Consider the following 22,208-nt stretch of genomic DNA (forward strand, 5'->3'; position numbering starts at 1 on the left):
GCGAAGTGTTGGGCGGAACGGACGTGCCGGGCCAAGGACGTATCCGGCGAGAGGTGATTGCGAACACGCGTCCGTATCTAATGCACGGAGCCCAAGCGGTGCCGATCGTGCGCGACTTCGCGTCGCGCTATCTAGTTGCGCGACTTGGGATAAACATCCTCCTATGGCATCTCCATGAAGCGGAAGTTGAAGTAGAAAACCTCTCCTCGACGGAGGATATCATCGCGTTTCTCAATGCGGTGGCGAGCCGGCGCGAGGAACTGCAGGCGGCAGGCGTCCTCTCACAAGTCGCGGAACTGCGGGACAGCCATGCCCGCACGCTGGCATGTAAGCGTGGGATCGGCTCCAATATCGTCGAGTTCGCCCGACATACCCTCGGCCAACGTCAAACTGCCGATCAAAACCTGCGCGGGTATGACCAGGGCTACCAATTGAAGAAGCGGGCAGAATACGCGGCCGCACCCTGGATCGTCTCACTTGGCCCTGCGGCTGTGCTCGCGTTTGTGCACTGCTGTTTGGCAGAGGCGGCAGGACCGCGCTCGGTGCATCGTCTGTGCGAACACCTGGCTTGGTACGGGGTCGACGTGGACATTGACGACATTGCAAAGAGCGATCTCGGAAAGAAGCTGCGGATGCTCGGATTGGTGCTAGACAGCCCGGACGCGGAGAGCGGAATGCTGTTGGTGCCACCATTTGAGCTCACGGAAACCTCTAGCGCGGGACAGCCGCAGTGAACCAGCTCGTTTCAGATATCGTCAAGCATATCGAAACCCGGATGAAAGGGGTGGCTCGCACACTCCCCGGCGTGGATAGCACCCTCCGCACCGTCTTTCATGGGCCACACTTGGGCATATTGGGTGCAGTCCTCGATCGGCTCAGCCTAGACGGAGGGGTGACACTCACTCTGGGAGACGGGACGTCGGTGTCCGTTCCCGTCGTGCTGCCTGTCGAACGTACAGAGGGAGTTACCGAAAACCCGGCAGTCGGTGACTCGGGACTTTGTGATCCATCTCACTTGCTTTCGTTGCGCAACACCCCCTCGTGCCCCCGTTTTCTCGCCCTCGTTTCCCCGGCGCGACACAGCATTCTCTCGATCGCGCAAGCCACTGATGAGTTTGGACTCTCGTCGGACAACAACAGCGGAAGCGCATCTGTCGAGGAATGGTGGTCTGACGAGTTCGTCCAATCGTTGGTGGATAGCGCGTTGGATCGCCACAATTGGCATGACGATGTCGAGCGATCCAATGCCCGACTGCTGTTGCAGCAGGCAGTCGTCGCGGCCGACGAAGGAGATCGCCACGATGCACAGCGCCATCACTGCTGGGCAGCCTTGGCTCGCGTGTTGTCGACCACGGGCCCTGTGGCAGCGCCTGGAAACTGGTGGAGCCTCGCGTGTGGATTCCCCCCCGTTTCAAGCGGCCGTATCGATGCAAAGGAGCAGGGCCGGGTACTAGGCGCCCTCATGATGGCCGTTGTCGAGGAGGGGTATGCTTCATGTGCGGCGCGGCTGAAGCGGGTTGCGAGTGACACGGAACAAGTCGCGATCGATGAGTGCCTGGACCACCTGCAACGCGGGTGCGAGGTGCCCCTCGCTCTCCTCCGTGCCGCGTCCTTCTACTACGCTCCCTCTCGGCGCGACACGGTCGATGCTCCCCCGCGCTGGTGGGAGACCCTGACGACCGAGCGTCTCGCGGAACTCTTGGAGCAGGAGGTAAGCGAGCAGCCCGGTGAGCTGAAAATACATTGTGAGAATGCGCTCATCCCTGCTGGACGTGGATTGCCGTACGTCGTTGACCACGAGCTGGCATTGTCCATTACTACGCCGAGCGACGCCCTCGTCGACGCCAACATCGTGCGTGAGGCGGGAAGCCAGGCTAACCGGCGTGAATGGCCGATCCCGTTCTCCTCGCGAGCGGATCTAGCGGACGAGGCAGTCCCGAAACACAAGGCGCCGGTGCGCTACACGGCCACGGCGCCCGGAATGAAAAAGGCGTCGCTGCGCGTCGTGTCGCTCGCGTCATGGGAGCTTGGAATCGTGGTCACCTCTCGTACGGCCACGAAGGTCAAGCTCCCGGCACGCAAGCCGCGGACGGGCAAGCACACGCTCGAATGCGAAATCGTGCTAGCGGGTGAAGGCAGGCACCTGCTTGACCTATACACTACACCGGGCATCACGCTGCAGGAGCACGTATCCGGGGAAGACAACTCTACAAACGGTGCCGATCCCCTGATGGGCACGGTGTCCGTGGCGCCTCCTGGGTCCGGGGGGCCTTCCGGTCTCGAACTGGAAGCAACTTCAGATTGCCATTACGACCTGAGGTTCACCCGCGCCGATGGAGCATCCGAGCACCTTCGCTTGTTGGTCTCGTGCGACGAGGCACCAGTAGAAGGTTGCCGGAGCGAGTTCGAACGCCTCATCCGTCTGAACCGGCAGCCGCGGGTGCTTGATGTCCAGGCGGATCACCAGACCCGGGCTGCTGACCTCCAGTCGTGGATGCTCGCACCATCCGTTGTTGCCCAGTCTTTTTACCCGCTTGTCCTGTCGCGGGATTGCCGCGAACGATGGCATGCGCCGAATTGGCTCATTGCCGAGGACACGATCATCTCACGGGGACGGTTCCTCCATGACCCCCGCCCAACGCGCGAAGAGATGCTCGCACCGGCGGAGTTCGTCGAGGCGCGAAGTGCCATCGCCGCGCGTGTACGTGGCGATGACGAGCAAGGCCTGGTCGAAGTTGCCCAACTAGGGACTTGGATGCAGGAGGCAGAATTTTCGTCCCAGGTCGAGGCATACGTCCGGGCGTACCTGCGCTGGTTGGAAGAGGAACCCACCGTGGCAGCATGGGCCGACTTGGTGTTGGTCTGTGGCCTAGAGGTAGATGGCCGCACTTTGGCCCAAGAGCCTGATGCCGTCTTGGTGTCCCCGTTGCACCCGCTCCGGGTTGGATGGCATTGCTTGGCGCAGCGGGCACTCCGGGAGACCTGGCAATCCTCCAATCCGTGCCCAGCGAGCAGCATCTTGGATCCGGATAGTTTACCAGATACGCTCGCGCTGCCGCTCCGCACACCCACCGGGGGACTACGGTACGTCACGATGCTGGCGACCGAGTGCAGTTCTGACTATTGGTCCGTTCTCTGGAACGGTACTCGGATTGAACGCCTTGCCGTCGTCGCGGATACACCACCCTTCGACGAGGAACTGGGCATCCGCCTGGGAGGGTTGTCCAGCGGGTTCAGCGTGTCCCAGGTGCGCAGGTCCCTGGACGATGTCGCCACGCTCATGACCGCGAAGCCGGTACTGAACGTCGCGGTCGCCAACCACGGCGGCCGCAGCGACGCGTGCAACGATGGCCTAATGACGTGGGCCCGCGACCGGTTCACCAGGACAGATACGAGCCCCCTTCTCACGCTTTTCGGAACGAGGCAGTTGCAGGTCTTCGACGAGCGTCGCCCCGAAGTGCGCCCCGAGGATGCGTCCGTGGCGAACCTAACGGAGGATACCGCGGGAGCGGTCAGGTGGTATTCCCGAGTTCCCGATGGTGCCAAGCCCGATCTCGGTATTATCGCGCAGTTGGAAACGTCGAACGCCGCGGCAGAGGAGACGCAACTCGGCTCGCCACTGGGGTTCGGGGCATTGATGCGGCACCGTGTCCGGATGCAGCTCAAGGCCGGGGGCGGTGCATTCCTGAGCGAGTCTCGGACGGGCGTAGAGGGTCCTCCAACCGGCGATGGACTGGCAGACGCGGTCATGCGCGGCGTAGCGCGGCTAGAAAACTTGGATACAACTCGCCGCGGGTACACCTTCGCCCCCAGCGTGCAATCGATCCAGTCCATGTTCGACCAGCGTTCGGCGGAGTACGTCGCGGTGTCCTCGTCCTCTGTCGATCCAGCGTGTTTCGTGGGCGGATGGCTCGACTCGGCCTACCTCTGGGATTACGAACTCCCGTCTTACTCGCACCGGGCGGGTGATACAAACGGCTATTACCTGCTGTCTCGCGTAAAGCCGATTGAGCGGGATTCACTACAGGCCCTGCTCGCGCGGCTCCCGGGATGCGAGTCCGTGGACGAGGAGCGCCTGCAGGGAATCCTGTTGGAAGTAGCCCGGCGTGGAATCCCCACGGTACGCGGGCTCTCCGCCGGGCACTCCGGTGCGACAGGGGATCTCGGGCTTTTCCTGGCAGGACGCTTGTTGCAGGATGATTTCCGCGCTGTTGCCCATGGGGAGAAAAGCCTTCTACGCGTGCATTCCGGTGGCGCGGAGGGGCAGGAGGTCTCATTGGTTGTCCCTGTTGATCCTTTCCGAGGATACCTGGGAGACCTGCAGCGTTCCCTGGGTATCGGAGAGTTCCAACGCCCTGACCTCCTCGTGGCCAGCATCACGGTGTCTGACTCCGCGGTCCGTTGCCGTGTTACCCCCGTCGAGGTGAAGTACCGCCGCGAGGACACGATGACTCCTGCCGGGAGTCGTGAGGCACTGGATCAAGCGCGCGCTTTGAGCCGCCTCTTCCGGAACCTTTCAGAAAAAGGGGGGGCAAACGGGTTGGTGATGTGGCGCCTGACATACCAGCATCTCTTGCTCTCGATGCTGGACTTCGGTTTCCGCGTCTACAGCCAACACCCGGCTGTGCTGAACAGGCCAACTGAATGGTCAGGTCTTCATTACAGGGTAACCACCGCGATCCTCGCGGATGAAGCCTGCGTGGAGATTGATCCGATCGGGCGCTTGGTCATCTTCGATGCCACTGCTTCAAGTGGTCCACGCGACGTAGACGGCGATGGATTCAAGGAGACCATCGTGGTTGCGGCACCCGACGCCGGGCAGATCGCCTGTGGCAACCCGGGAGTGCTGTATACTGCGATTCGCAATGCTGTCGGGGATTGGAATCTCCGGCCCGAGCAGTACACGGCGGCCGTCGCGGTAGAAAACCAGCCGGTCCAAGGCGACGAGGTGTTCAGTGAGCACTCGGCGGCCCCGGTCGAAGTCCGTGCGCATGAATCGGCACCGGACATTCTCCCGGGGATTGCTCCCGTGCCGCCGCTCAGCATCCCTGTTCCAGCCGCCCCAGTAACGATTGAGACGGATCACGGAGTCAGTAAGCCCGCAACCCGGACTCCCCTCGAGACGCACCACGACGGGATCCGTGTGCACGTGGGGGAATCGTTGGACAGCTTCACCAATCCGACGTTGCTGCTCCGGCCCAGCTTGACCGCGCTAAACCAGCTAAACATGGGCGTGGTAGGCGATCTCGGTACAGGCAAGACCCAGTTGGTGAAGTCGCTCGTCTACCAGTTGACGCGTTCCGCCGCTGACAACGACGGGGTTCGTCCGCGTTTCCTCATCTTCGACTACAAGCGAGATTATAGCGCGCCAGATTTCGTGAACGCGGTGAACGCACGCGTGGTTACTCCCCACGAACTCCCGCTCAACCTGTTCGATATCTCCGGGGCCAGTGAAGGAGCAGCCCCGTGGCTGGGGCGGTTCAAGTTCTTCGCCGACGTACTCGACAAGATCTACAGCAACGTCGGACCCGTGCAGCGCGAGAACCTCAAGCAGGCGGTCCGGGAAGCGTATCAAAGTGCGGGGAGCATGGGCCGGCAGCCGACGATTTACGACGTCTATGACCGGTACAGGGCGCAGGTCCAGGGAAAGCCTGACGCCCCGCTCTCGATCATCGGTGACATGATCGACATGGAACTCTTTGTACGTGATCCCAGCAAAGCGGTGCCGTTCGACGGCTTCTTGGACGGGGTAGTCGTCCTATCGCTGGACGCTCTCGGACAGGATGACCGCACCAAGAACATGCTCGTGGCGATCATGCTCAACATGTTCTACGAGCACATGCTCCGGATTCCCAAGCGCCCTTACCGGGGAGCGGAACCACAGCTGCGCACGATAGACTCGTACTTGCTCGTGGACGAGGCGGACAACATCATGCGGTACGAGTTCGACGTACTTCGCAAGATCCTGCTTCAGGGCCGGGAATTCGGTGTCGGGGTAATCCTCGCCTCCCAGTACTTGCGCCATTTCAAGGCGGGGGCGACGGACTACCGGGAACCCTTGCTCTCATGGTTCATCCACAAGGTGCCCAACGTGACGGCACAGGAACTCGCGGCGCTCGGATTGCCGAGTACCACGACGCAGCCACTCGTGGACCGTATTCGTCAGCTCGGGAACCACGAGTGCCTGTTCAAGACCTTCGACGTGTCCGGAGAGATCGTGGCCGGGATGCCGTTTTACTCATTGTTGGCAGGGGATCCAACATCGTAAGTTATCCAGACCGCTGAGCAAACCGGCCCGGAGCCGTTGTCCGGGCAAGAACCGCTCTCACCCCGAAGCGCAGGGGCCGCTCGATCCGGGGCGGTCCCATCGCGCTCCGAATGGACGTGTGACGAGACATCTGCCCCTGGAGATGCGTTGATCCGGGAACGATTCAAGATCATCACGGCGGCATCGAGCATTCTCCAGGCCTCGCCTGACTCCAAGAACTTACACTGATGGCCAGCCTCAAGTTGTTCGACGAGGAGTATAGTACGAGACCGGTGGGTACGTTCGTCGACCTATTCGCCGGTTGTGGCGGCGCTTCGCTCGGACTCATACAGGCCGGTTGGCAGGGCCTGTTTGCCATCGAGAAGAACGCCATGGCATTCGAAACGCTCCACTACAACCTCGTCAACGGCCCCCGCCAGGGATTCTACTGGCCCGAGTGGTTGCCGCGGCAGGCGCACGAGATCGGGACTGTCATTGAGACGTACCGCAAGCAGCTTACCGCACTCCGCGGAACGGTTGACTTGGTCGTCGGTGGTCCTCCGTGCCAGGGATTCTCGTTCGCTGGTCGCCGCGATCGGCTGGATGCGCGCAACGAGCTCTTCGTTCGCTACATCCGGATGGTAACGCTCATTCGACCGAAGTTTCTCTTGCTCGAAAACGTGGCTGGAATACAGGTCGAGCATGGGAAGAAGGTGCGGCAGCAGCAGCGGCAACGTGGCCGGCCACCCAAGCCATACTCCGACAAGATCCTCGACGGCCTGCGTCGGATCGGGTACGAGGTGTGGCCTCGCGTCCTTCGCGCAGCAGAGTTTGGGGTTGCACAGCACCGCCCCCGCTTCATCGTCGTCGGAGTGCAACGCCAGCTGATGGATGAACTCCGCGAGGGCAATTCGGAATTCAACCCGTTCGACCATTTGCTCCCCGCTGTTCAGAAGCTCTTCTTGGAGGAGAGGGGACTCTCGACCTCGCGCCCAGTATCCGCGGAAATGGCGCTCTCCGACCTCGAAGTGGATCATGCCGGCAAGAGGGCCAGCAGGGACACCAAGGGATTCGAAGAGATCGCCTACAAGGGTCCCATTACGCGCTACCAGCGGCTGCTGAACGCGAACACACCGGCAAACGATGTGAATAGCCTTCGCCTCGCCAATCACCGTGCCGAAACGGCGCGCAGGTTCAGGGAAATCCAGGAGACTTGCAGGGTGGGAGTTGTCCTGTCGATGAAGGATCGCGAGCGACTAGGATTGAAGAAGCACCATACCGTAGTCCTCGACCGCCGGGAGCCATCGCATACCTTGACGACGCTTCCCGACGACCTCTTGCACTATTCAGAGCCCCGGATTCTCACGGTGCGTGAGTGCGCCCGGCTGCAGTCTTTCCCCGACTGGTTTGAGTTCCGGGGAAAATACACGACGGGAGGACCATCTCGGAAGTTGGAGACACCGCGTTATACGCAGGTAGGAAATGCCGTTCCACCATTCTTGGCGGAGTGTCTTGGCCGGTTGGTTCACGCGTTGATGATCTTGACGACCCACGCCGAACATGACGAGTCGGTCCAGGGGGAGCTCGCCTACGCTCGCGCTATCTAGAAGATAAGAAACGGTTTGCGGGAGCAGAAATGATGTCGCGGGGTACACGACCAATGAACCTCGTGATTTGCTTAATTAGCTAGACAGACAGAAGTGGCCGAGCAGAACGATTGGCGTTCGGATACCGGGGTAACAGAGCAGGCAGTGGAGGAATTCCGGGCCGCGCTCCTGGGGTGGTTCCGCCTGCACCGCAGGGATTTCCCGTGGCGGGCGGAAAACGCATCCCTCTACTTGGTCGTGATCGCTGAGCTAATGCTACAGCGGACTACCGCTGCCGCCGTAGCTAACGTGCTCCCCCGATTTATAGACCGTTTTCCCAGCTGGGATTCGATCTCCTCGGCAAGCACCGCGGAACTGGAAGAGCACCTGCGACCACTTGGGCTTTGGCAACGCCGGGTCGAGACGTTGCAACGCCTAGCCGCCAAGATGGTAAGTCGTGGCGGGGTCTTGCCGCGGAACCGCGAAGAGATCGAGGAACTGCCTGGCGTAGGACAGTACATCGCCAACGCTATCCTGCTATTTGGTCACGGGGAACGGGAGCCTCTCTTGGATGTGAACATGTCCAGGGTGCTCGAGCGTTATTTCGGACCACGGTTGCGTGCCGACATTCGCTATGATCCCTACCTCCAGTCTCTCTCTCGCGCCGTTGTCGCAGCGGATTCCCCGGTCGACGTGAACTGGGCCATTTTAGATCTGGGTGCATTGGTGTGCCGGTCTCGGGCTCCCGTCTGCGAGGCATGTCCATTGGCCGAAAGGTGCCGCTTCCAAGTGCAGAAATCGCAGTAGCCCCAGGCGCCGAGCACCCCTCGTAGCTTGTTGTTCGAGTCTACTGCTGAAGGGACTCGGGGCAGTTCAGCCTTGCCTCGTGCGCTCTCGGCGCCCATCATTGGCCCCTTGTGCCGGACCCGGCTGACCAGAGACAAGGAGGCGACGACTTGAGCACGACAGCCGATGTTGCACAATCCGAATGGGTTGGCGCGCGGCGAACGCCGCTGCTGCTGGTACTGGCGGTGCTGATGGCGGGTGCGCTGCCCGCGGACGCGCAGCAGGCCGCCCCCACGCCCGAGCCCCCGCACCGGGCCGCGGCATCGCGGCGCGAGGCCCGCATCCCCGACGATGCGGATCAGCGCGGCTTCTGGCAGCGGTTGCGCGACGAGGCGCGGCGCGTGCGGCGGCTGGACGGCGGGCCCGTGGTGTTCGCCATGCGCTTTCGCATCTCGCCGCAGCTGGCGCACACCATTCAGGACGCGGCCCTGGCCCAGGGGCTGGACCCGGAGCTGGGCTTCCGGCTGGTGCGCGCGGAGAGCAACTTCAACCCGCGCGCCCGGAGCCACGCCGGCGCGCTGGGATACACGCAGCTCATGCCGTACACGGCGCGCTGGCTGGACCGGGGGATGACCACGCCGGAGCGCATCATGCAGCCGGAGGCCAACTTGGCCGCGGGGTTCCGCTACCTGCGCCGGCTGATCGACAAGTACGGCGACGTGCGGCTGGCCCTGCTGGCCTACAACCGCGGCGAGGGCGCCGTGGACCGCGACCTGGCCCGCGGCCGCAACCCCGAGAACGGCTACACGCGCCGGGTGCTGGGCACGGGCATGGATCGCTACCGGGGCTCCGGCCGCCGCGAGGAAGAAGTGCGTTAGTACGTGAGTGCGTTAGTGCGGAAGTAAAAAGACGAGGGCGCCTTCCCGGTGGGGGAGGGCGCCCTTTCTCGTGTCCGCGTGATGGCGAAGCGCGATCAGGTGCCGTAGCGGGGCTCGGCGGGGCGGCGCAGGGGGGCGGCGGGGACGCTGCCGGTTGCCCCGGAGAGCGCGCCCACCCAGGCGCGCAGCACGGCATCGGACGGCACGGCCAGCAGCTCGGCCGTGGCGCCGCCGGGTACGGGGCCGGGGTGCTCCACGGGCTGGGCCAGGCCGCGCTCCGTCATCCGCGCGTGCAGCTCCTCCAGCCGCAGCAGGGCGTCGTCCGGGTCCGCGGCGGGGGACACGGGGCGGGGCAGGCGCGCGCCGTACAGCCCGTCGGCGATGGTGGCCTCCAGGGCCACGGCAAAGGGCAGCCGCGCGGCGAACGCCCGCACGTCGGCCGCCATGGCGCGCAGGTCGCTGGCGTCCTCGGCCGAGACGAGCTCCGTGGAGAGGGCGAACACGTGCTCGCCGCCGCCGGAGGGCAGGGCGCGGCCCAGCAGCACGCGGCCGGGGACGGCCTCGCCGTAGGGGTCGCGCACGTGCAGCTCGCGGTTGTCCGTCAGGCTGCGCACGCGGGCCACCTCGCCGTCGGCGCGGCGCTCCAGCACCTGGAACGCGCCCGTCACGGAGCGCACCAGGGCCCGCGCGGCCTGCCGGCGCAGCTTGGACCAGCCGGCCACCTCCATGGAGTGCAGCAGCGACGCCAGCACGGACTCGCCCCGCGCCAGGGTGGGGCGCTCCGCCAGCGCCCACTCCATCCGGCGATGGACGGAGCGCTCGCCCCGCTCGTCGCCGTCGTCCTCGGCGCTCCAGCGCTCGCTGAACCAGTAGGACGCCTCGATCTCCAGCTCCAGCAGCCCGTCGTGCGCGGCCCACGTCTCGGCCACGTGCAGCACGCGCTCGGCGGCGCGGGCCAGCGTCTCGGCGGGGTGCAGGGCGCGGATGCCGGCCACCACCTCGTACTCGGGGTGGGTCATGAGCATGAGCGCGTGCCCGTGCGCCTCCAGGGCCGCCTCCGTCATCCACTCGCCGGCCAGGGCGAGCGACGCGTTCTCCACGGTGGGCATCTGCCGCGCGGCGGCCAGGGGCAGGGCGCGGCGCAGCTGCTCCAGCTCCGCCTCCAACTCCAGCGTCTCGCCGCGCAGGCCGCCGGCGCTGGGGCCGTGCGCGATGCCCAGGACGTGCGAGACGATGCGCTCCGCCAGGGTGGCCGCCTGCCGCGCGATGCGCAGCGACGGGTCCTCGCCGTCCGCGGGGAGCAGGGCCGCCAGCGAAGCGCCCTCGCCGGCCAGGGCCAGCACGCGGACGGCGTGGGCGGCGTCCGGGGCCAGGGCGATGAGCCGCGCGCCGGCCGGCAGGGTGCGCGCGGGGCGAGTCAGGACGGGAGCGGGCATCGGCAGCTCGGATTCGGGGTCTCGCGGGCCCGTGCGGGCCGTCCACGTACCATTGCAACATCTTCGCCATCCGTTCGGGTGCGCGGACGGCCGCCTAAAGATGTTATGGAGTGGACAGGAAGGGAAGTGAACAAAGATGGACGGACGCGATTCTCATGATCGAGGGGTCCTCCGAACCCTTCGCGGAAAGGGGCGAGTCCGCGCGGGAGCCCTCACCCCGCTCGTTCCTCGCGTCCCTCTCCCGCAAACTGCGCGGGAGAGGGTGTACACTTCCAACGGGGTGATGCGCGGAGTGGCAGGGGTCCGGACGAGGCGAGGTCCCGCCGCTGCGCGGCGGGGAGCCCTCTCCCCCGACCAGCCTTTTGCTCGTTCCTTGCAACGGCGGTCGACCCCTCCCCCAACTTCGGGGGAGGGGTTGGCGAGAGGGCGAGATCACGCGCGGAGGCAGACAAGCGGGACCCGCAGTTCTCCCCCTCCCCCGCGAAGCGGGGGCAGGGGGCTGGGGGGAGGGGGCCCTCCGCGGGCGAGACACCCTTCGCCAGCGTGCACAATCCCGGCGGCCCCATTCTGGTCTCCCCTCTCCGCGAGGAACGAGCGGGGAGAGGCCGGGAGAGGGGCGGGCTGCTTTCGGCGCGGTCCCTCCGAATGTCCAGCCGCAGTTCTCCTCCTCCCCCGCGCGTCATCCGATCGGCGCCTTGCCGCGGGGACGATGCCCCGCCTAGACTGCGGCGCCGTCTCCGCGATGCCAGCCTCCCCCCTCTTTCATCCACCCGATGACGATGCGACCCATCCGCCTGCTCCTTCCCGCGCTGGGCTTGGCCCTGGCGCTCGCCCCGGCGCCGGCGGACGCGCAGGAGCGGCCGCTGGGCACGCTGCGCGAGCAGGCGCAGGTCCAGCAGGAGTGGCTGCGGCTGCGCCTGGAGCGCGTGCTGCCCCGGCTGATGCGCGAGCAGGGCGTGCAGATGTGGATCATCCCCGTGCGCGAGTACAACGAGGACCCCGTCTTCTGGTCGCTCGTCTCGCCCACCACCATGGCCGCGCGCCGGCGCACCATCTACGTCTTTTGCGACCGCGGGCCCGAGGCGGGCGTGGAGCGCGTGGCCATCGGCGGGTCGCCGCAGGGCGGGCTGTACCGCGTGGTGCGCGACCCGGACGCGGCCGTGGGCACGGCGGGGCCCAGCGTGCGGCCGGCGGAGCCGTTCGGCCCGGAGCAGTGGCGGCTGCTGGAGCCCGTCGTCCGGGCGTGTGATCCGCGGACCATCGCCGTCAACGTCTCGCACACGCACGCCTTTTCCGACGGGCTCACGGTGGGCGAGTGGGAGCAGATGCAGGCCGCGCTGCCGGCGGCGTACCGCGCGCGCATCGTCCGCCGCGAGCTGCTGCCCCTGCAGTTCATCGAGGAGCGGCTGCCGGAGATGATGCCCACGTACGTGCGGATGCAGCAGGTGGCCCACGAGGTCATCCGCACGGCGTTCAGCGAGCGGGTGATCACGCCGGGCGAGACACGCACGGAGGACGTCGTCTGGTGGATGCGGCAGCGGCTGGCGGACCTGGGCCTGGGTACGTGGTTCCACCCGTCCGTGACCGTGCAGCGCCGGGGCGTGGAGATGGGCGACAGCGCCAACCCCGTCATCCAGCGCGGCGACGTGCTCCACACGGACTTCGGGCTGACGGCGCTGGGGCTGAACACGGACACGCAGCACATGGGCTACGTGCTGTGCCCCGGCGAGACGGACGCGCCCGCGGGGCTGTACGCGGCCCTGCGCCGCGGCAACCGCCTGCAGGACCTGCTGCTGGAGGAGATGGGGCCCGGCCGCACGGGCAACGCGGTGCTGGCGGCCACGCTGGCGCGGATGCGGGCGGAGGGGATCGACGGCACGGTGTACACGCACCCCATCGGCGACCATGGGCACGGCGCGGGGCCCACCATCGGCTTGTGGGACCGGCAGGAGGGTGTCGTGGGGCGCGGGGAGGTGCCCCTGCGGCCCAGCACCTGGTTCAGCATCGAGCTGCAGGCCACCACGCCCGTGCCGGAGTGGGACGGCCAGCCCGTGCGGATGGCGCTGGAGGAGGACGCCTGGCTGGATACCGACGGCACCCGCCGCTGGGTGCTCGCCCGCCAGGAGCGGTTCCACCTGGTGCGTTAGGGGCGGAGGGATTGAGCGGGAGGGATGGATCGCGCCGGCAGCGGAGCGCCCCCCATCCCCGACCCTTCCCCCATAAACGGCATGGGAGAAGGGAGAACTTCATCTCCGGCATTCGGATGGTTCGAGCCGAAAGCAGCCCGCCCCTCTCCCGGCCTCTCCCCGCTCGTTCCTCGCGGAGAGAGGAGAACCCAGTCCCAGCACGGGCTGAGCTCCGCGCGCTGAACTGTCCCTGAGACCAACCCCTCCCCCGAAGTTGGGGGAGGGGTCGACCACCGTTGCGAGGAACGAGCAAAAGGGAGGTCGGGGGAGAGGGCCCCCGCCGCGCAGCGGCGGGTGTCCGTCCCTGGCACGGTCCCCCTCCGGATGCAGGATGCTCGTCGAAGTCTACACCCTCTCCCGCGCAGTTTGCGGGAGAGGGTGCGAGCGACAGCGAGCGGGTGAGGGCCTCTTCTGCTGCTACTGGACCAGATGCGAAACACTTGACCACATCTGCATAAATCGTTAAATATCAAGCACTTGTTGTAATCGTTGCCTCCCAGGCGGCGCCCCGGCCAAACGCCGGGCACCTTCCGACAACGGCAAACCCGCCGAAATGCGGGGACGCAAAGCCACGGGGCTTCTGTGGCGCCATCAGGCGCCGCAAAGCCAGCCGGGCTACCGAAGAGGTGATTCGATATGCCGCAGAGCCGCACGGGCGCCCGTCCGGGTGCCATCCGTCGTCGCATTGTGTTCGCGCTGTTCCTGGCCGCCGGCACCCTGGCCGCTTTCCCCACGAACGCCGTCGCCGCCGATCCCGATCCGGTGAACCCGATCGCCCGCGCGCGCTTCTACGTGCAGCCGCGGACGCACGCCGCGCGTCAGGCCGACGCGTGGCGCCGCTCGCGCCCGCGGGACGCCGCGCTCATCGAGCGCATCGCCAGCCAGCCGCAGGCGGTGTGGTTCGGCGAGTGGAACCGCGACGTGCGCGCCGACGTGGACGCGCTGGTGGGCGCCGCCAGCGCGCAGGGCGCCGTGCCCGTGCTGGTGGCGTACAACATCCCCCAGCGCGACTGCGGCCTGTACTCCGCCGGCGGCGCCCGCGGGGCGGACAACTACCGCCGCTGGATCCGCGCGTTCGCGGCCGGCATCCGCAACCGCGGCGCCGTGGTGATCCTGGAGCCCGACGCTACCATGGTGACGGACTGCCTGAGCCCCGCCGCCCGCCAGGAGCGCTTTCGCCTGCTGGGCGAGGCCGTGGACGCGCTCAAGGGCGCCGGCGCCACCGTGTACGTGGACGGCGGCAGCCCCACCTACGGCCACCCCGAGGAGATGGCGGCCCGCCTGCGGGCCTCCGGCATCGACCGGGCGGACGGGTTCTCGCTCAACGTGAGCAACTTCATCGCGACGCCCCGCGCCATCGCCGCGGGCGAGCAGCTGTCGCGGCGGCTGGGCGGCAAGCACTTCGTGATCGACACCAGCCGCAACGGCGCGGGCACGGCCACGGGCCACGACTGGTGCAACGCGCAGGACCAGGCGCTGGGCGCCGCGCCCACGACCCGCACGGGCCACGCGCTGGTGGATGCGTTCCTGTGGATCAAGCACCCCGGCGAGAGCGACGGCACCTGCAACGGCGGCCCCGAGGCCGGCGGCTGGTGGGCGGACTACGCGCTGAACCTGGTGCGCCGGGCGGGGTGAGGAGGAGAAGAAGTGCCAAGTGCCAAGTGCCAAGTAACGGATCGCTCGTTACTTGGCACTTGGCGTTTTTCACTTGGTACTTGGCACTTGTCACTTGGTACTTCCGCCCTTGTACGAACATTGCGAACCAAGCTCGTCCGCCGCTCGCCGCGGCGGCCATTCGTCGTGCGCGTACACGGGACAGGGAGGCCGGGATGCAGCAATCGCCAGGTTCGCCGGGGCAGACGGCGTCGTCGGAGCGGTCGGTGTCGGTGTGGGAGGCCACGGTGCCGCAGCGTACCTTTCCGCCGCTGGCCGGCGACGCGGAGGCCGACGTCTGCGTCGTGGGCGCCGGCATCGCGGGGATGACGACGGCCTACCTCCTCGCGAAGGCGGGGCGCCGCGTGATCGTGCTGGACAAGACCAGCGTGGGCGGCGGCGAGACGGGGCAGACCACCGCCCACCTGAGCAGCGCCCTGGACGACTACTACCACGTGCTCGAGAAGGTGCACGGGGCCAAGGGCGCGCGGCTGGCCTTCGAGAGCCACCAGGCCGCCATCGACCAGGTGGGCGCCATCGCCGCTGCCGAGGGGATCGACTGTGACTACCGGCGGGTGGACGGATACTGGTTCCTGGCGCCCGGGCAAACGCGCGACTTTTTGGAAAAGGAGCGCGACGCCGCCCGTCGCGCCGGCGCCTCGGCGGAGCTGATGGAGCGCATCCCCGGCGTGCCGTTCGACAGCGGCCCGGCCCTGCGCTTTGGGCACCAGGGCCAGTTCCACGCGCTCAAGTACCTGTCGGGCCTGGCGGACGCCATCCAGCGCCTGGGCGGCCGCATCCACACGGGCAACCTGGTGACGGAGTTCGAGGGCGGCGAGCGCGCTACGGCGAAGGGGGAGGGATTCAGCGTGACCGCCGGGGCCGTCGTCGTCTGCACCAATCCGCCGTCCCACGACCGGTTCGCGCTTCATACGAAGCAGGCGCCGTATCGTACGTACGTCGTCGCGGGCAAGGTACCGGCGGACACCGTGCAGCCGGCGCTCTTTTGGGACACGCAGGAGCCGTATCACTACATCCGCACGCAGCCCGTGGAGGGCGACCCGTCGCGGGTGTGGGTGATCGTGGGCGGTGAGGACGTAAAGCAGGCGCACGACGACGACCACGAGGCGCACTACGCGGCCCTGCTGGACTGGGCGCGGCCCCGCTTCGGCCTGCAGTCCGCCGAGCTGCGCTGGTCGGGGATGGTGATGGAGCCGGCGGACTACCTGGCCTTCATCGGCCGGGACCCGGCGGGGCGCGAGAACGTGTACGTGGCCACGGGCGACAGCGGCCACGGGATGACGCACGGCACCATCGCGGGGATGCTCATCAGCGACCTCGTGCTCAGCCGGCCCAACCCCTGGGCCGCGCTGTACGACCCGTCGCGCAAGACGTTCTCCAAGGATTCCATCAAGGAGTTCCTGGAAGAGAACCTGGACGTCGCCAAGCAGTTCGCCAAGCTCTCGCCCACCTTTCACGACGCGGACAGCGCGGACGAGGTGGCGCCGGGGACGGGCGCCGTCATCCAGCGCGGGCTGCAGAAGGTGGCCGTCTACCGCGACGAGGGGGGCGTGGCGCACGAGATGTCGGCGCTGTGCACGCACCTGCAGTGCGTGATCCGCTGGAACAGCGAGGAGCGCAGCTGGGACTGTCCCTGCCATGGCTCGCGTTTCGCCCCCACGGGCGAGGTGCTCACGGGGCCGGCCATCTATCCGCTGAAGAAGCTGTCGCAGGAATAGTCAGAAGTGCCAAGTACCAAGTACCAAGTGCCAAGTAACTGATCATCAACCACTTGGCACTTGGTACTCGGCACTTGGTACTTTCGACCCCACTGATCTGACCCGACGCTCTCCGAAAGACCCGAATGACGAATCAGCCCAAAGCCGTGCTCCTCGACATCGACGGAACGCTCATCGACAGCAACGACGCGCACGCGCGGGCATGGGTGGACGTGGGCCGCGAGTTTGGCCGCGACATCGAGTTCGATCGCGTCCGACGGCTCATCGGCATGGGCGGCGACAAGGTGCTGCCGGAGCTCACGGGGCTGGAGGAAGACACGGACGAGGGGCAAAAGATCAAGGAGCGCCGCGGGGAAATCTTCCGCGAGCAGTATCTTTCGACCCTCAACGCATTTCCCGGCGCGCGCGAGCTCCTGCAGCGCTTTCGGGACGACGGGTACACGCTCGTCGTCGCCACGTCCGCCAGCAAGGAGGACATGGACGCGCTCCTCAAGCAGGCCGGCATCCAGGACCTGATCGAGGAAAAAACGTCGTCCAGCGACGCGGAAGAGTCCAAGCCCGATCCCGACATCGTCCAGGCCGCGTTGAAGTCGGCGGATGCAAAGCCGGACGAGGCCGTGATGATGGGCGACACGCCGTACGACGTGACGGCGTCGGGGCGGGCCGGCGTGCGGTGCGTGGCCCTGCGCTGTGGCGGCTGGGGCGACGACGACCTGCGCGACGCGGTTGCGGTCTACGACGATCCGGCCGATCTTCTGGCGCGGTACGCCCAGTCCCCGTTTGCCCGGGGCTGACGGCGCGGAACGGGTCACACGCACGAACGCGGGGCGCACCGGGGGAGATGCACGTCTCCCCCGGTTTTCGTCCGCGCGGAGGGATACAGGCAGATGTCGATGGAGGACGCGGGCGGGGCCACCGCCGCGACGGAGCTGGGCGCCGAGGCCACGGCGCCCGTGCCCGGCTGGGGCTGGACGGAGACGGCGCTGTCGATGATGGTGGTGGTCTGGGGCGTGAACTTCGCCGTGGTCAAGCACGCGCTGGACACGTTTCACCCCCTGGCGTTCAACGCCCTGCGCTTTGGGCTGGCGTCGGTGCTGGTGTTTCTCGTCCTGCGCTCCCGCGGCGAGCTGGGGCTGCCGGACCGCGCGGACGTGCCCCGCATCGTGGTGCTGGGGCTGCTGGGCAACGTGATCTACCAGCTGTGCTTCATCCTGGGGCTGGACCGCAGCCGCGCGGGGCACGCCGCCGTCATCCTGGCGCTCACGCCCATCATGACGGCGTTCCTATCGATGCTCACGGGCCACGAGCGCCCGGGCCCGCGCACGTGGGGCGGCGCGTCGCTCTCCATCGCCGGGATCGCGCTGGTGAGCGGCGCGGCCATCCGGCTGGAGGGCCGCGAGGCGCTCATCGGCGACGCCATCCTGGTGACGGCGTGCATCGCGTGGGCGGGCTACACGGTGGGTGCGCGGCCCATCGTGCGGCGCTACGGCTCCCTGCGCACGACGGCGTGGACGCTGTGGATCGGCGCCGTGGGGCTCATCGTGCTGGGCATCCCGGGGCTCATCGGGCAGGACTGGGGGGTGCTGGATGCAAAGGCGTGGGGCGGGCTGCTGTTCTCGGCCACGTTCGCCATCACGCTGGCGTACCTGATCTGGTATCGCGGCGTGGAGCGCATCGGCAACACGCGCACGGCCATCTTCAGCAACCTCACGCCCGTGGTGGCGCTGGCGGCGAGCGCCGTCATGCTCAAGGAGGCGCCGTCCACGCTGGCGCTCGTGGGCGCGGCGTTGACGCTCGGCGGTGTGATGATCGTGCGGACAGATCCCGGGCGGTGAAGGGTACGAAGGTACGTCGTTCCTTCTCGGGCTGTCCCATTCCCAACCTCCCCCAGGGGTTGTGGGGGGAGGTGCGAGCCTAGGCGAGCGGAGGGGGCGTCCGGGCGGGCTCGCCACCATCCTCGGTCCCGTCCCTCCGCGAAAGAAGCGTCATCCTGAGGAGCCGCCGCGCGATCTCAGCCTCGGCCCGGTCCATGGCGGCGACGAAGGATCTTGCGTCCAACGCACGAGGCCGGTCCCCTGCACCGGGGCCGGCCTCTTCCATACCGAATGCGCATAAGGACTGCCCATCGGCATTGATTTCCTGAGAGAGCGCCCGCGCAGAACTGGCCCGTTCACAAGACCGCGGGCGCGACCGAAGGATCTTCTTCGCGGGGGCAGGGACTTCGCCACCGGACTGGATCCTTGCCAGGGCGAGAAGATCCTTCGGGGCCGCATGGATCCGGCGCGGTCGAGCTCGTGAAGGCCCCTCAGGAAGACAACTGCTTTCTGGATCTGGTAGTACGGACACGCGGGCGGGAAGCGCTCGATGGCTACGGCGCCGGGACGCGGACGCCGACCTCCGCGGCGGGTGCCGCCGGGCCGACGACGGGCGTGCGAAAGCGCTGCCAGTGGTCGCGGGCGAAGAGCGAGCCGCCGGCCGCGCCCAGGCCCAGCCCCAGCACCCCACCGCCCAGTCCCGCCAGCACGATGGGCCCGGCCATCCCGCCCTCCGGGTCCGCCGTCGCGATCAGCGGGCCCGACACCAGGCCCAGCGCGCCGCCCAGGAACAGCCCCGCCGTCGCCCAGCGGCGCACGGAGCGGCGCCGGTCCAGCCCCTCGTTCTTCTCCAGCCCCCGCACCGCGGACAGCGGAAACTGGTACGCCGTGCCCGTGGACGCGTCGCGAATGCCCAGGCTGTCGGCCCGGTACAGCAGCAGCTCGCCCTGCAGCACCGTGGGGTGAACGCTGGGCGCGAACACGCGCACGGTGTCGCCCGGCAGCAGCGTGTGGGCGCCGTCCTGCTGCGCGTCGGCCCCGCGCGGAAGCAGCAGGGCGAGCGCCAGGGCCATCAGCCAGCGGGCGGGAGCGGTGCGCATGCAGCGTCTTCGATCAAGGAACGTGAGGCCGGGAATCCGGCGGCGCGGAAACATTCGCCCGGCGGGCGCGCGCCACAAGGGCGACGGTGGCACGCGGCGCGCATCGGGGCCCGGCGGCGGGCCCGCGCGGGGCTCGCGCATCCACCGCGGCGAGGGGACTACGATGGCACACGCGAACGCGGATCCGCCCGGCCGGGGCGCGCACGGCACCAACCTGATCCTGGTGCTGCTGGTGCTCGTGGTGCTGGGGCTGGTGGTGTGGCTGGTGCTCAACCGCGGCAACGACGCCGACGTGGAGATCGACGTCCCCAAGGTCGAAGCACCGGACGTAGAGATCCAGTCCGGCGACAACCAGTAGCGGGTGGATGCGGATCGGTGTCGTCGTTGCGCGCCAGTTCCGAGAGCAACTCAACGCACGGGCGAGATCGCGCACTCCGGCGGCCAGATTCTTCGGTCGGCCGGCGCCGGATGCATCGCGCATGGGACGGTTTCGTACGGCGCCGGCCTCGCTCAGAATGACAGCACGGGGGGAGTGTAACAGAAACGGCGACAACGTGATCCCTCTCCTGCTGTCATTCTGAAGGAGGCGCCGTCGTGATCTTTCCCGCGACGGGTGGCGCCGACGGAAGAATCTGGCCGCGCCGCGCCCGGCCCTCTCCGGTCCACGAACCCCACGGCTGGGACGCGGCGCACGGGCAGGCCTCAGCCGAACGGGCGCGACGCAACGGACAGCGCGATCAGCCACTGCGCGGCGAAGTACGTGGACAGGACCACGGGCTGCCCCCAGCGGTATCGCGCGACGAAGCGCTGCCACGCCAGCACGGAATCCGAGACCACGAACAGCCCCGCGCCAACCGCGGCCAGCAGCGCCGGCGTGGTGCCCAGCCCCGCCCACCGCTCCGCCGCCTGCCACGCCATCACCAGCAGCGCCGCCGCGTAGACGATGACGGGCCCGCGCAGCGTTCCCAGTCCGTCCCACAGCGCGCGCAGCAGCCCGATCCCGACCAGGACGAGCACCAGCAGCGCGCCCGGCGCATGGAGCGTCATCGGCCGCGGTGTGAACGCGGCGATGTAGAACCCGTGCGCGACGAGGAAGCTGGCGAGCCCCGCCACGAACCGGTCGCGCGGCAGCATCAGGAACACGTCGCCGGCCAGCGAGAACAGAAGCCCCGCGCAGATCAGCGCCTGGTACCGTCCGGACACCGCGTCCGCCGCGGACAGCGCGAGGACGCCCGTAAGCACCGTCGTGAGCGGCTTGAAGACGTAGACGAGGCGTCGGATGCCGCGCTGCTCCGCCCGGAGGGTGAGCGCGGCGCAGACGGCGATGGCGACGGTCAGCAGCAGGGGCAGGATGGGCACGGGGGAGGCGGATGGATGCTGGCAGGCGGGCCGGGCGCGGCGTAGCTTCGGCGGATTCGCTCCCTCCGCCGATTCCACCCGTCCCGCCCCCGATGATCGACGACGCCGCGCGCGAGGCCCAGTTGTTCGGCCAAGTGCTGACGGACCTCCGGCCGTCCGCGCTGGCGGAGGTGCTGCGCGGCCGCGGGCTGGACGCGCAGCGCCGCAAATCGTCCCACTTCGCCGGCGGCGAGTACGTGCGCGTCCACGGCCGCGATGACGCGGAGCTCGCGATGGAGCGCACGGACCCCGCCCACTACCTCGTGCACGATGCCGCGGGTGATCCGGAGGCCATGCGCCACTTGGTGCGCGCCCTGTCCGCCGCGCTGACGGCGCTGGACCTTCCGCATCGCCTGGAGCTGTACGCCGAGGCGGACGAGGACGCACTCACCGAGCGGTACGCCCACCGCTGGACGGCGGACGCGGGCTGATCCGCATCCGCCGTCGTCCGAGGCCTTCTCCGGCTCACCGCACGAGCGTCATTCCGTGAGCTTTGGCAATCCTCACGCCGCCAACGCGTCATCCTGAGGAGCCGCCGCGAAAACCTGGCCCGTGCAGGAGCCATGGCGGCGACGAAGGATCTTGCCCGCGAGGCTCGGGGGCGACTCTTGTGCACGGAATCGGCTCCGAGTCTCGCACACAAGATCCTTCGGTCGCGCCCATGGCCCTGTGCCCGTTCGAGTTCTGCGCGGGCGCTCCTCAGGATGACGCATTGCGGTGACTCGCGAGCGTCCTCGGCACCGCCTCGGCGGTGCGTCTCCGAATACGCGCGATCAAGCCGCTGATTCGGAGGTCAGGCCGGCACGACGGCGGCGGCGCGCTGGCGGGCCAGGCGCTCCACGTTGCGCAGCTCCTCCCGGTAGATGGGCGCGGCCAGCCGCGGGCCGAACGTCTTCATCAGCCATCCGCCCAGCCTGCCCTGCGTGAAGCGCGTGGTGATGGTCACGCGAGATCCGCCGCCGTCCGGCTCCACGGCGAACGTCGTCGTCAGGTCGGAATCCAGGTCCGTCTCCACCAGCAGGCGCCCGGGCCGGGGCTCGGTGACGTCCATCCGGTACGTCCTGCGACCCATCCCCTGCCGGATGTCGATGGTAAAGCGCGTGCCTTCGCCCGTGCCGCCGCGCTCTACCACGAGCGTCCCGAAGTGCGGGCGCGGCAGCACGCCGGGGTGCGCCTCGTGGTAATCCGCGAAGATGCCGTACACGATCTCCGGCGCGGCCTGCATCACGGCCGTTTCGCTGATGATGATCTCCGCCACGTCGTCCTCTCTCGATCAGGGCCGCGCCGGCCGATGCCGCGCGCCCGGTTGGTTCAGGGATTGTTGTACTGGCTGAGCGGCTTTACCTGCCGAAGCACGCCCTGCCCGGCCGCGTACAGCCCGCTGA

15 protein-coding genes, 1 pseudogene and 1 riboswitch are annotated in these 22,208 nt (G+C 67.7%); of the genes and pseudogenes, 12 read left to right on the forward strand and 4 right to left on the reverse strand.

Features of this window, described 5'->3' with window-relative positions; genetic code table 11:
• From VFZ20_RS09590 to VFZ20_RS09610, 5 genes and pseudogenes are all read left to right on the forward strand, one after another.
• Positions 1–734: pseudogene (locus tag VFZ20_RS09590) on the forward strand (hypothetical protein); the annotation flags it as partial.
• The gene (locus VFZ20_RS09595) at positions 731–6,268 is read left to right on the forward strand and encodes a hypothetical protein (RefSeq protein WP_329683645.1); all 5,538 of its coding nucleotides are present in this window, start codon (positions 731–733) and stop codon (positions 6,266–6,268) included. The pseudogene VFZ20_RS09590 and the gene VFZ20_RS09595, both read left to right, overlap by 4 nt.
• A gap of 227 nt (positions 6,269–6,495) precedes the next feature.
• A complete protein-coding gene (locus VFZ20_RS09600) occupies positions 6,496–7,854 on the forward strand; it encodes a DNA cytosine methyltransferase (RefSeq protein ID WP_329683646.1) in 1,359 nt (452 codons plus the stop codon).
• 93 nt (positions 7,855–7,947) lie between these two features.
• The gene (locus tag VFZ20_RS09605) at positions 7,948–8,640 is read left to right on the forward strand and encodes a hypothetical protein (RefSeq protein WP_329683647.1); all 693 of its coding nucleotides are present in this window, start codon (positions 7,948–7,950) and stop codon (positions 8,638–8,640) included.
• A gap of 149 nt (positions 8,641–8,789) precedes the next feature.
• Positions 8,790–9,497, forward strand: coding sequence for a lytic transglycosylase domain-containing protein (locus tag VFZ20_RS09610; RefSeq protein ID WP_329683648.1), 708 nt, complete (start codon positions 8,790–8,792; stop codon positions 9,495–9,497).
• 95 nt (positions 9,498–9,592) lie between these two features.
• On the opposite strand, the gene VFZ20_RS09615 is transcribed toward VFZ20_RS09610, so the two are convergent.
• Entirely contained in the window at positions 9,593–10,933 is a 1,341-nt protein-coding gene (locus VFZ20_RS09615; protein ID WP_329683649.1) for a hypothetical protein, read from the reverse strand.
• A 779-nt stretch (positions 10,934–11,712) separates the two neighbouring features.
• Here VFZ20_RS09615 and VFZ20_RS09620 point away from each other — a divergent pair.
• From VFZ20_RS09620 to VFZ20_RS09640, 5 genes are all read left to right on the forward strand, one after another.
• A complete protein-coding gene (locus tag VFZ20_RS09620) occupies positions 11,713–13,080 on the forward strand; it encodes a M24 family metallopeptidase (protein WP_329683650.1) in 1,368 nt (455 codons plus the stop codon).
• A gap of 567 nt (positions 13,081–13,647) precedes the next feature.
• A riboswitch (cyclic di-GMP riboswitch) is annotated at positions 13,648–13,742 on the forward strand.
• A gap of 13 nt (positions 13,743–13,755) precedes the next feature.
• A complete protein-coding gene (locus VFZ20_RS09625) occupies positions 13,756–14,754 on the forward strand; it encodes a glycoside hydrolase family 6 protein (RefSeq protein WP_329683651.1) in 999 nt (332 codons plus the stop codon).
• 194 nt (positions 14,755–14,948) lie between these two features.
• Positions 14,949–16,511 carry an FAD-dependent oxidoreductase gene (locus VFZ20_RS09630; protein ID WP_329683652.1) on the forward strand — a complete coding sequence of 521 codons (1,563 nt, stop codon included), beginning with the start codon at positions 14,949–14,951 and terminating at the stop codon, positions 16,509–16,511.
• 125 nt (positions 16,512–16,636) lie between these two features.
• The gene (locus VFZ20_RS09635) at positions 16,637–17,305 is read left to right on the forward strand and encodes an HAD family hydrolase (RefSeq protein WP_329683653.1); all 669 of its coding nucleotides are present in this window, start codon (positions 16,637–16,639) and stop codon (positions 17,303–17,305) included.
• Positions 17,306–17,398: 93 nt separating this feature from the next.
• Positions 17,399–18,346 carry a DMT family transporter gene (locus VFZ20_RS09640; RefSeq protein ID WP_329683654.1) on the forward strand — a complete coding sequence of 316 codons (948 nt, stop codon included), beginning with the start codon at positions 17,399–17,401 and terminating at the stop codon, positions 18,344–18,346.
• Positions 18,347–18,879: 533 nt separating this feature from the next.
• Here VFZ20_RS09640 and VFZ20_RS09645 read toward each other — a convergent pair.
• Complete coding sequence (locus tag VFZ20_RS09645; protein WP_329683655.1) at positions 18,880–19,425, reverse strand: hypothetical protein; 546 nt, start codon at positions 19,423–19,425, stop codon at positions 18,880–18,882.
• Between the two features lie 163 nt (positions 19,426–19,588).
• Here VFZ20_RS09645 and VFZ20_RS09650 point away from each other — a divergent pair, with 163 nt between their 5' ends.
• Positions 19,589–19,783 (forward strand): hypothetical protein, encoded by a 195-nt coding sequence (locus tag VFZ20_RS09650; RefSeq protein ID WP_329683656.1) that lies wholly within the window; start codon positions 19,589–19,591, stop codon positions 19,781–19,783.
• Positions 19,784–20,127: 344 nt separating this feature from the next.
• Here the strand turns inward: VFZ20_RS09650 and VFZ20_RS09655 are convergent, their stop codons facing one another.
• Positions 20,128–20,784: a lysoplasmalogenase gene (locus VFZ20_RS09655; protein ID WP_329683657.1), complete on the reverse strand. Its 657-nt coding sequence runs from the start codon at positions 20,782–20,784 to the stop codon at positions 20,128–20,130.
• A gap of 92 nt (positions 20,785–20,876) precedes the next feature.
• Between VFZ20_RS09655 and VFZ20_RS09660 the strand changes: the two genes are divergently transcribed.
• Positions 20,877–21,254, forward strand: coding sequence for a hypothetical protein (locus VFZ20_RS09660; protein WP_329683658.1), 378 nt, complete (start codon positions 20,877–20,879; stop codon positions 21,252–21,254).
• A gap of 362 nt (positions 21,255–21,616) precedes the next feature.
• On the opposite strand, the gene VFZ20_RS09665 is transcribed toward VFZ20_RS09660, so the two are convergent.
• A complete protein-coding gene (locus tag VFZ20_RS09665) occupies positions 21,617–22,081 on the reverse strand; it encodes an SRPBCC family protein (protein ID WP_329683659.1) in 465 nt (154 codons plus the stop codon).
• Positions 22,082–22,208 lie beyond the last annotated feature (127 nt).

The sequence above is a fragment of the Longimicrobium sp. genome, from assembly GCF_036280135.1.
In the GTDB taxonomy this organism is placed as follows: domain Bacteria; phylum Gemmatimonadota; class Gemmatimonadetes; order Longimicrobiales; family Longimicrobiaceae; genus Longimicrobium.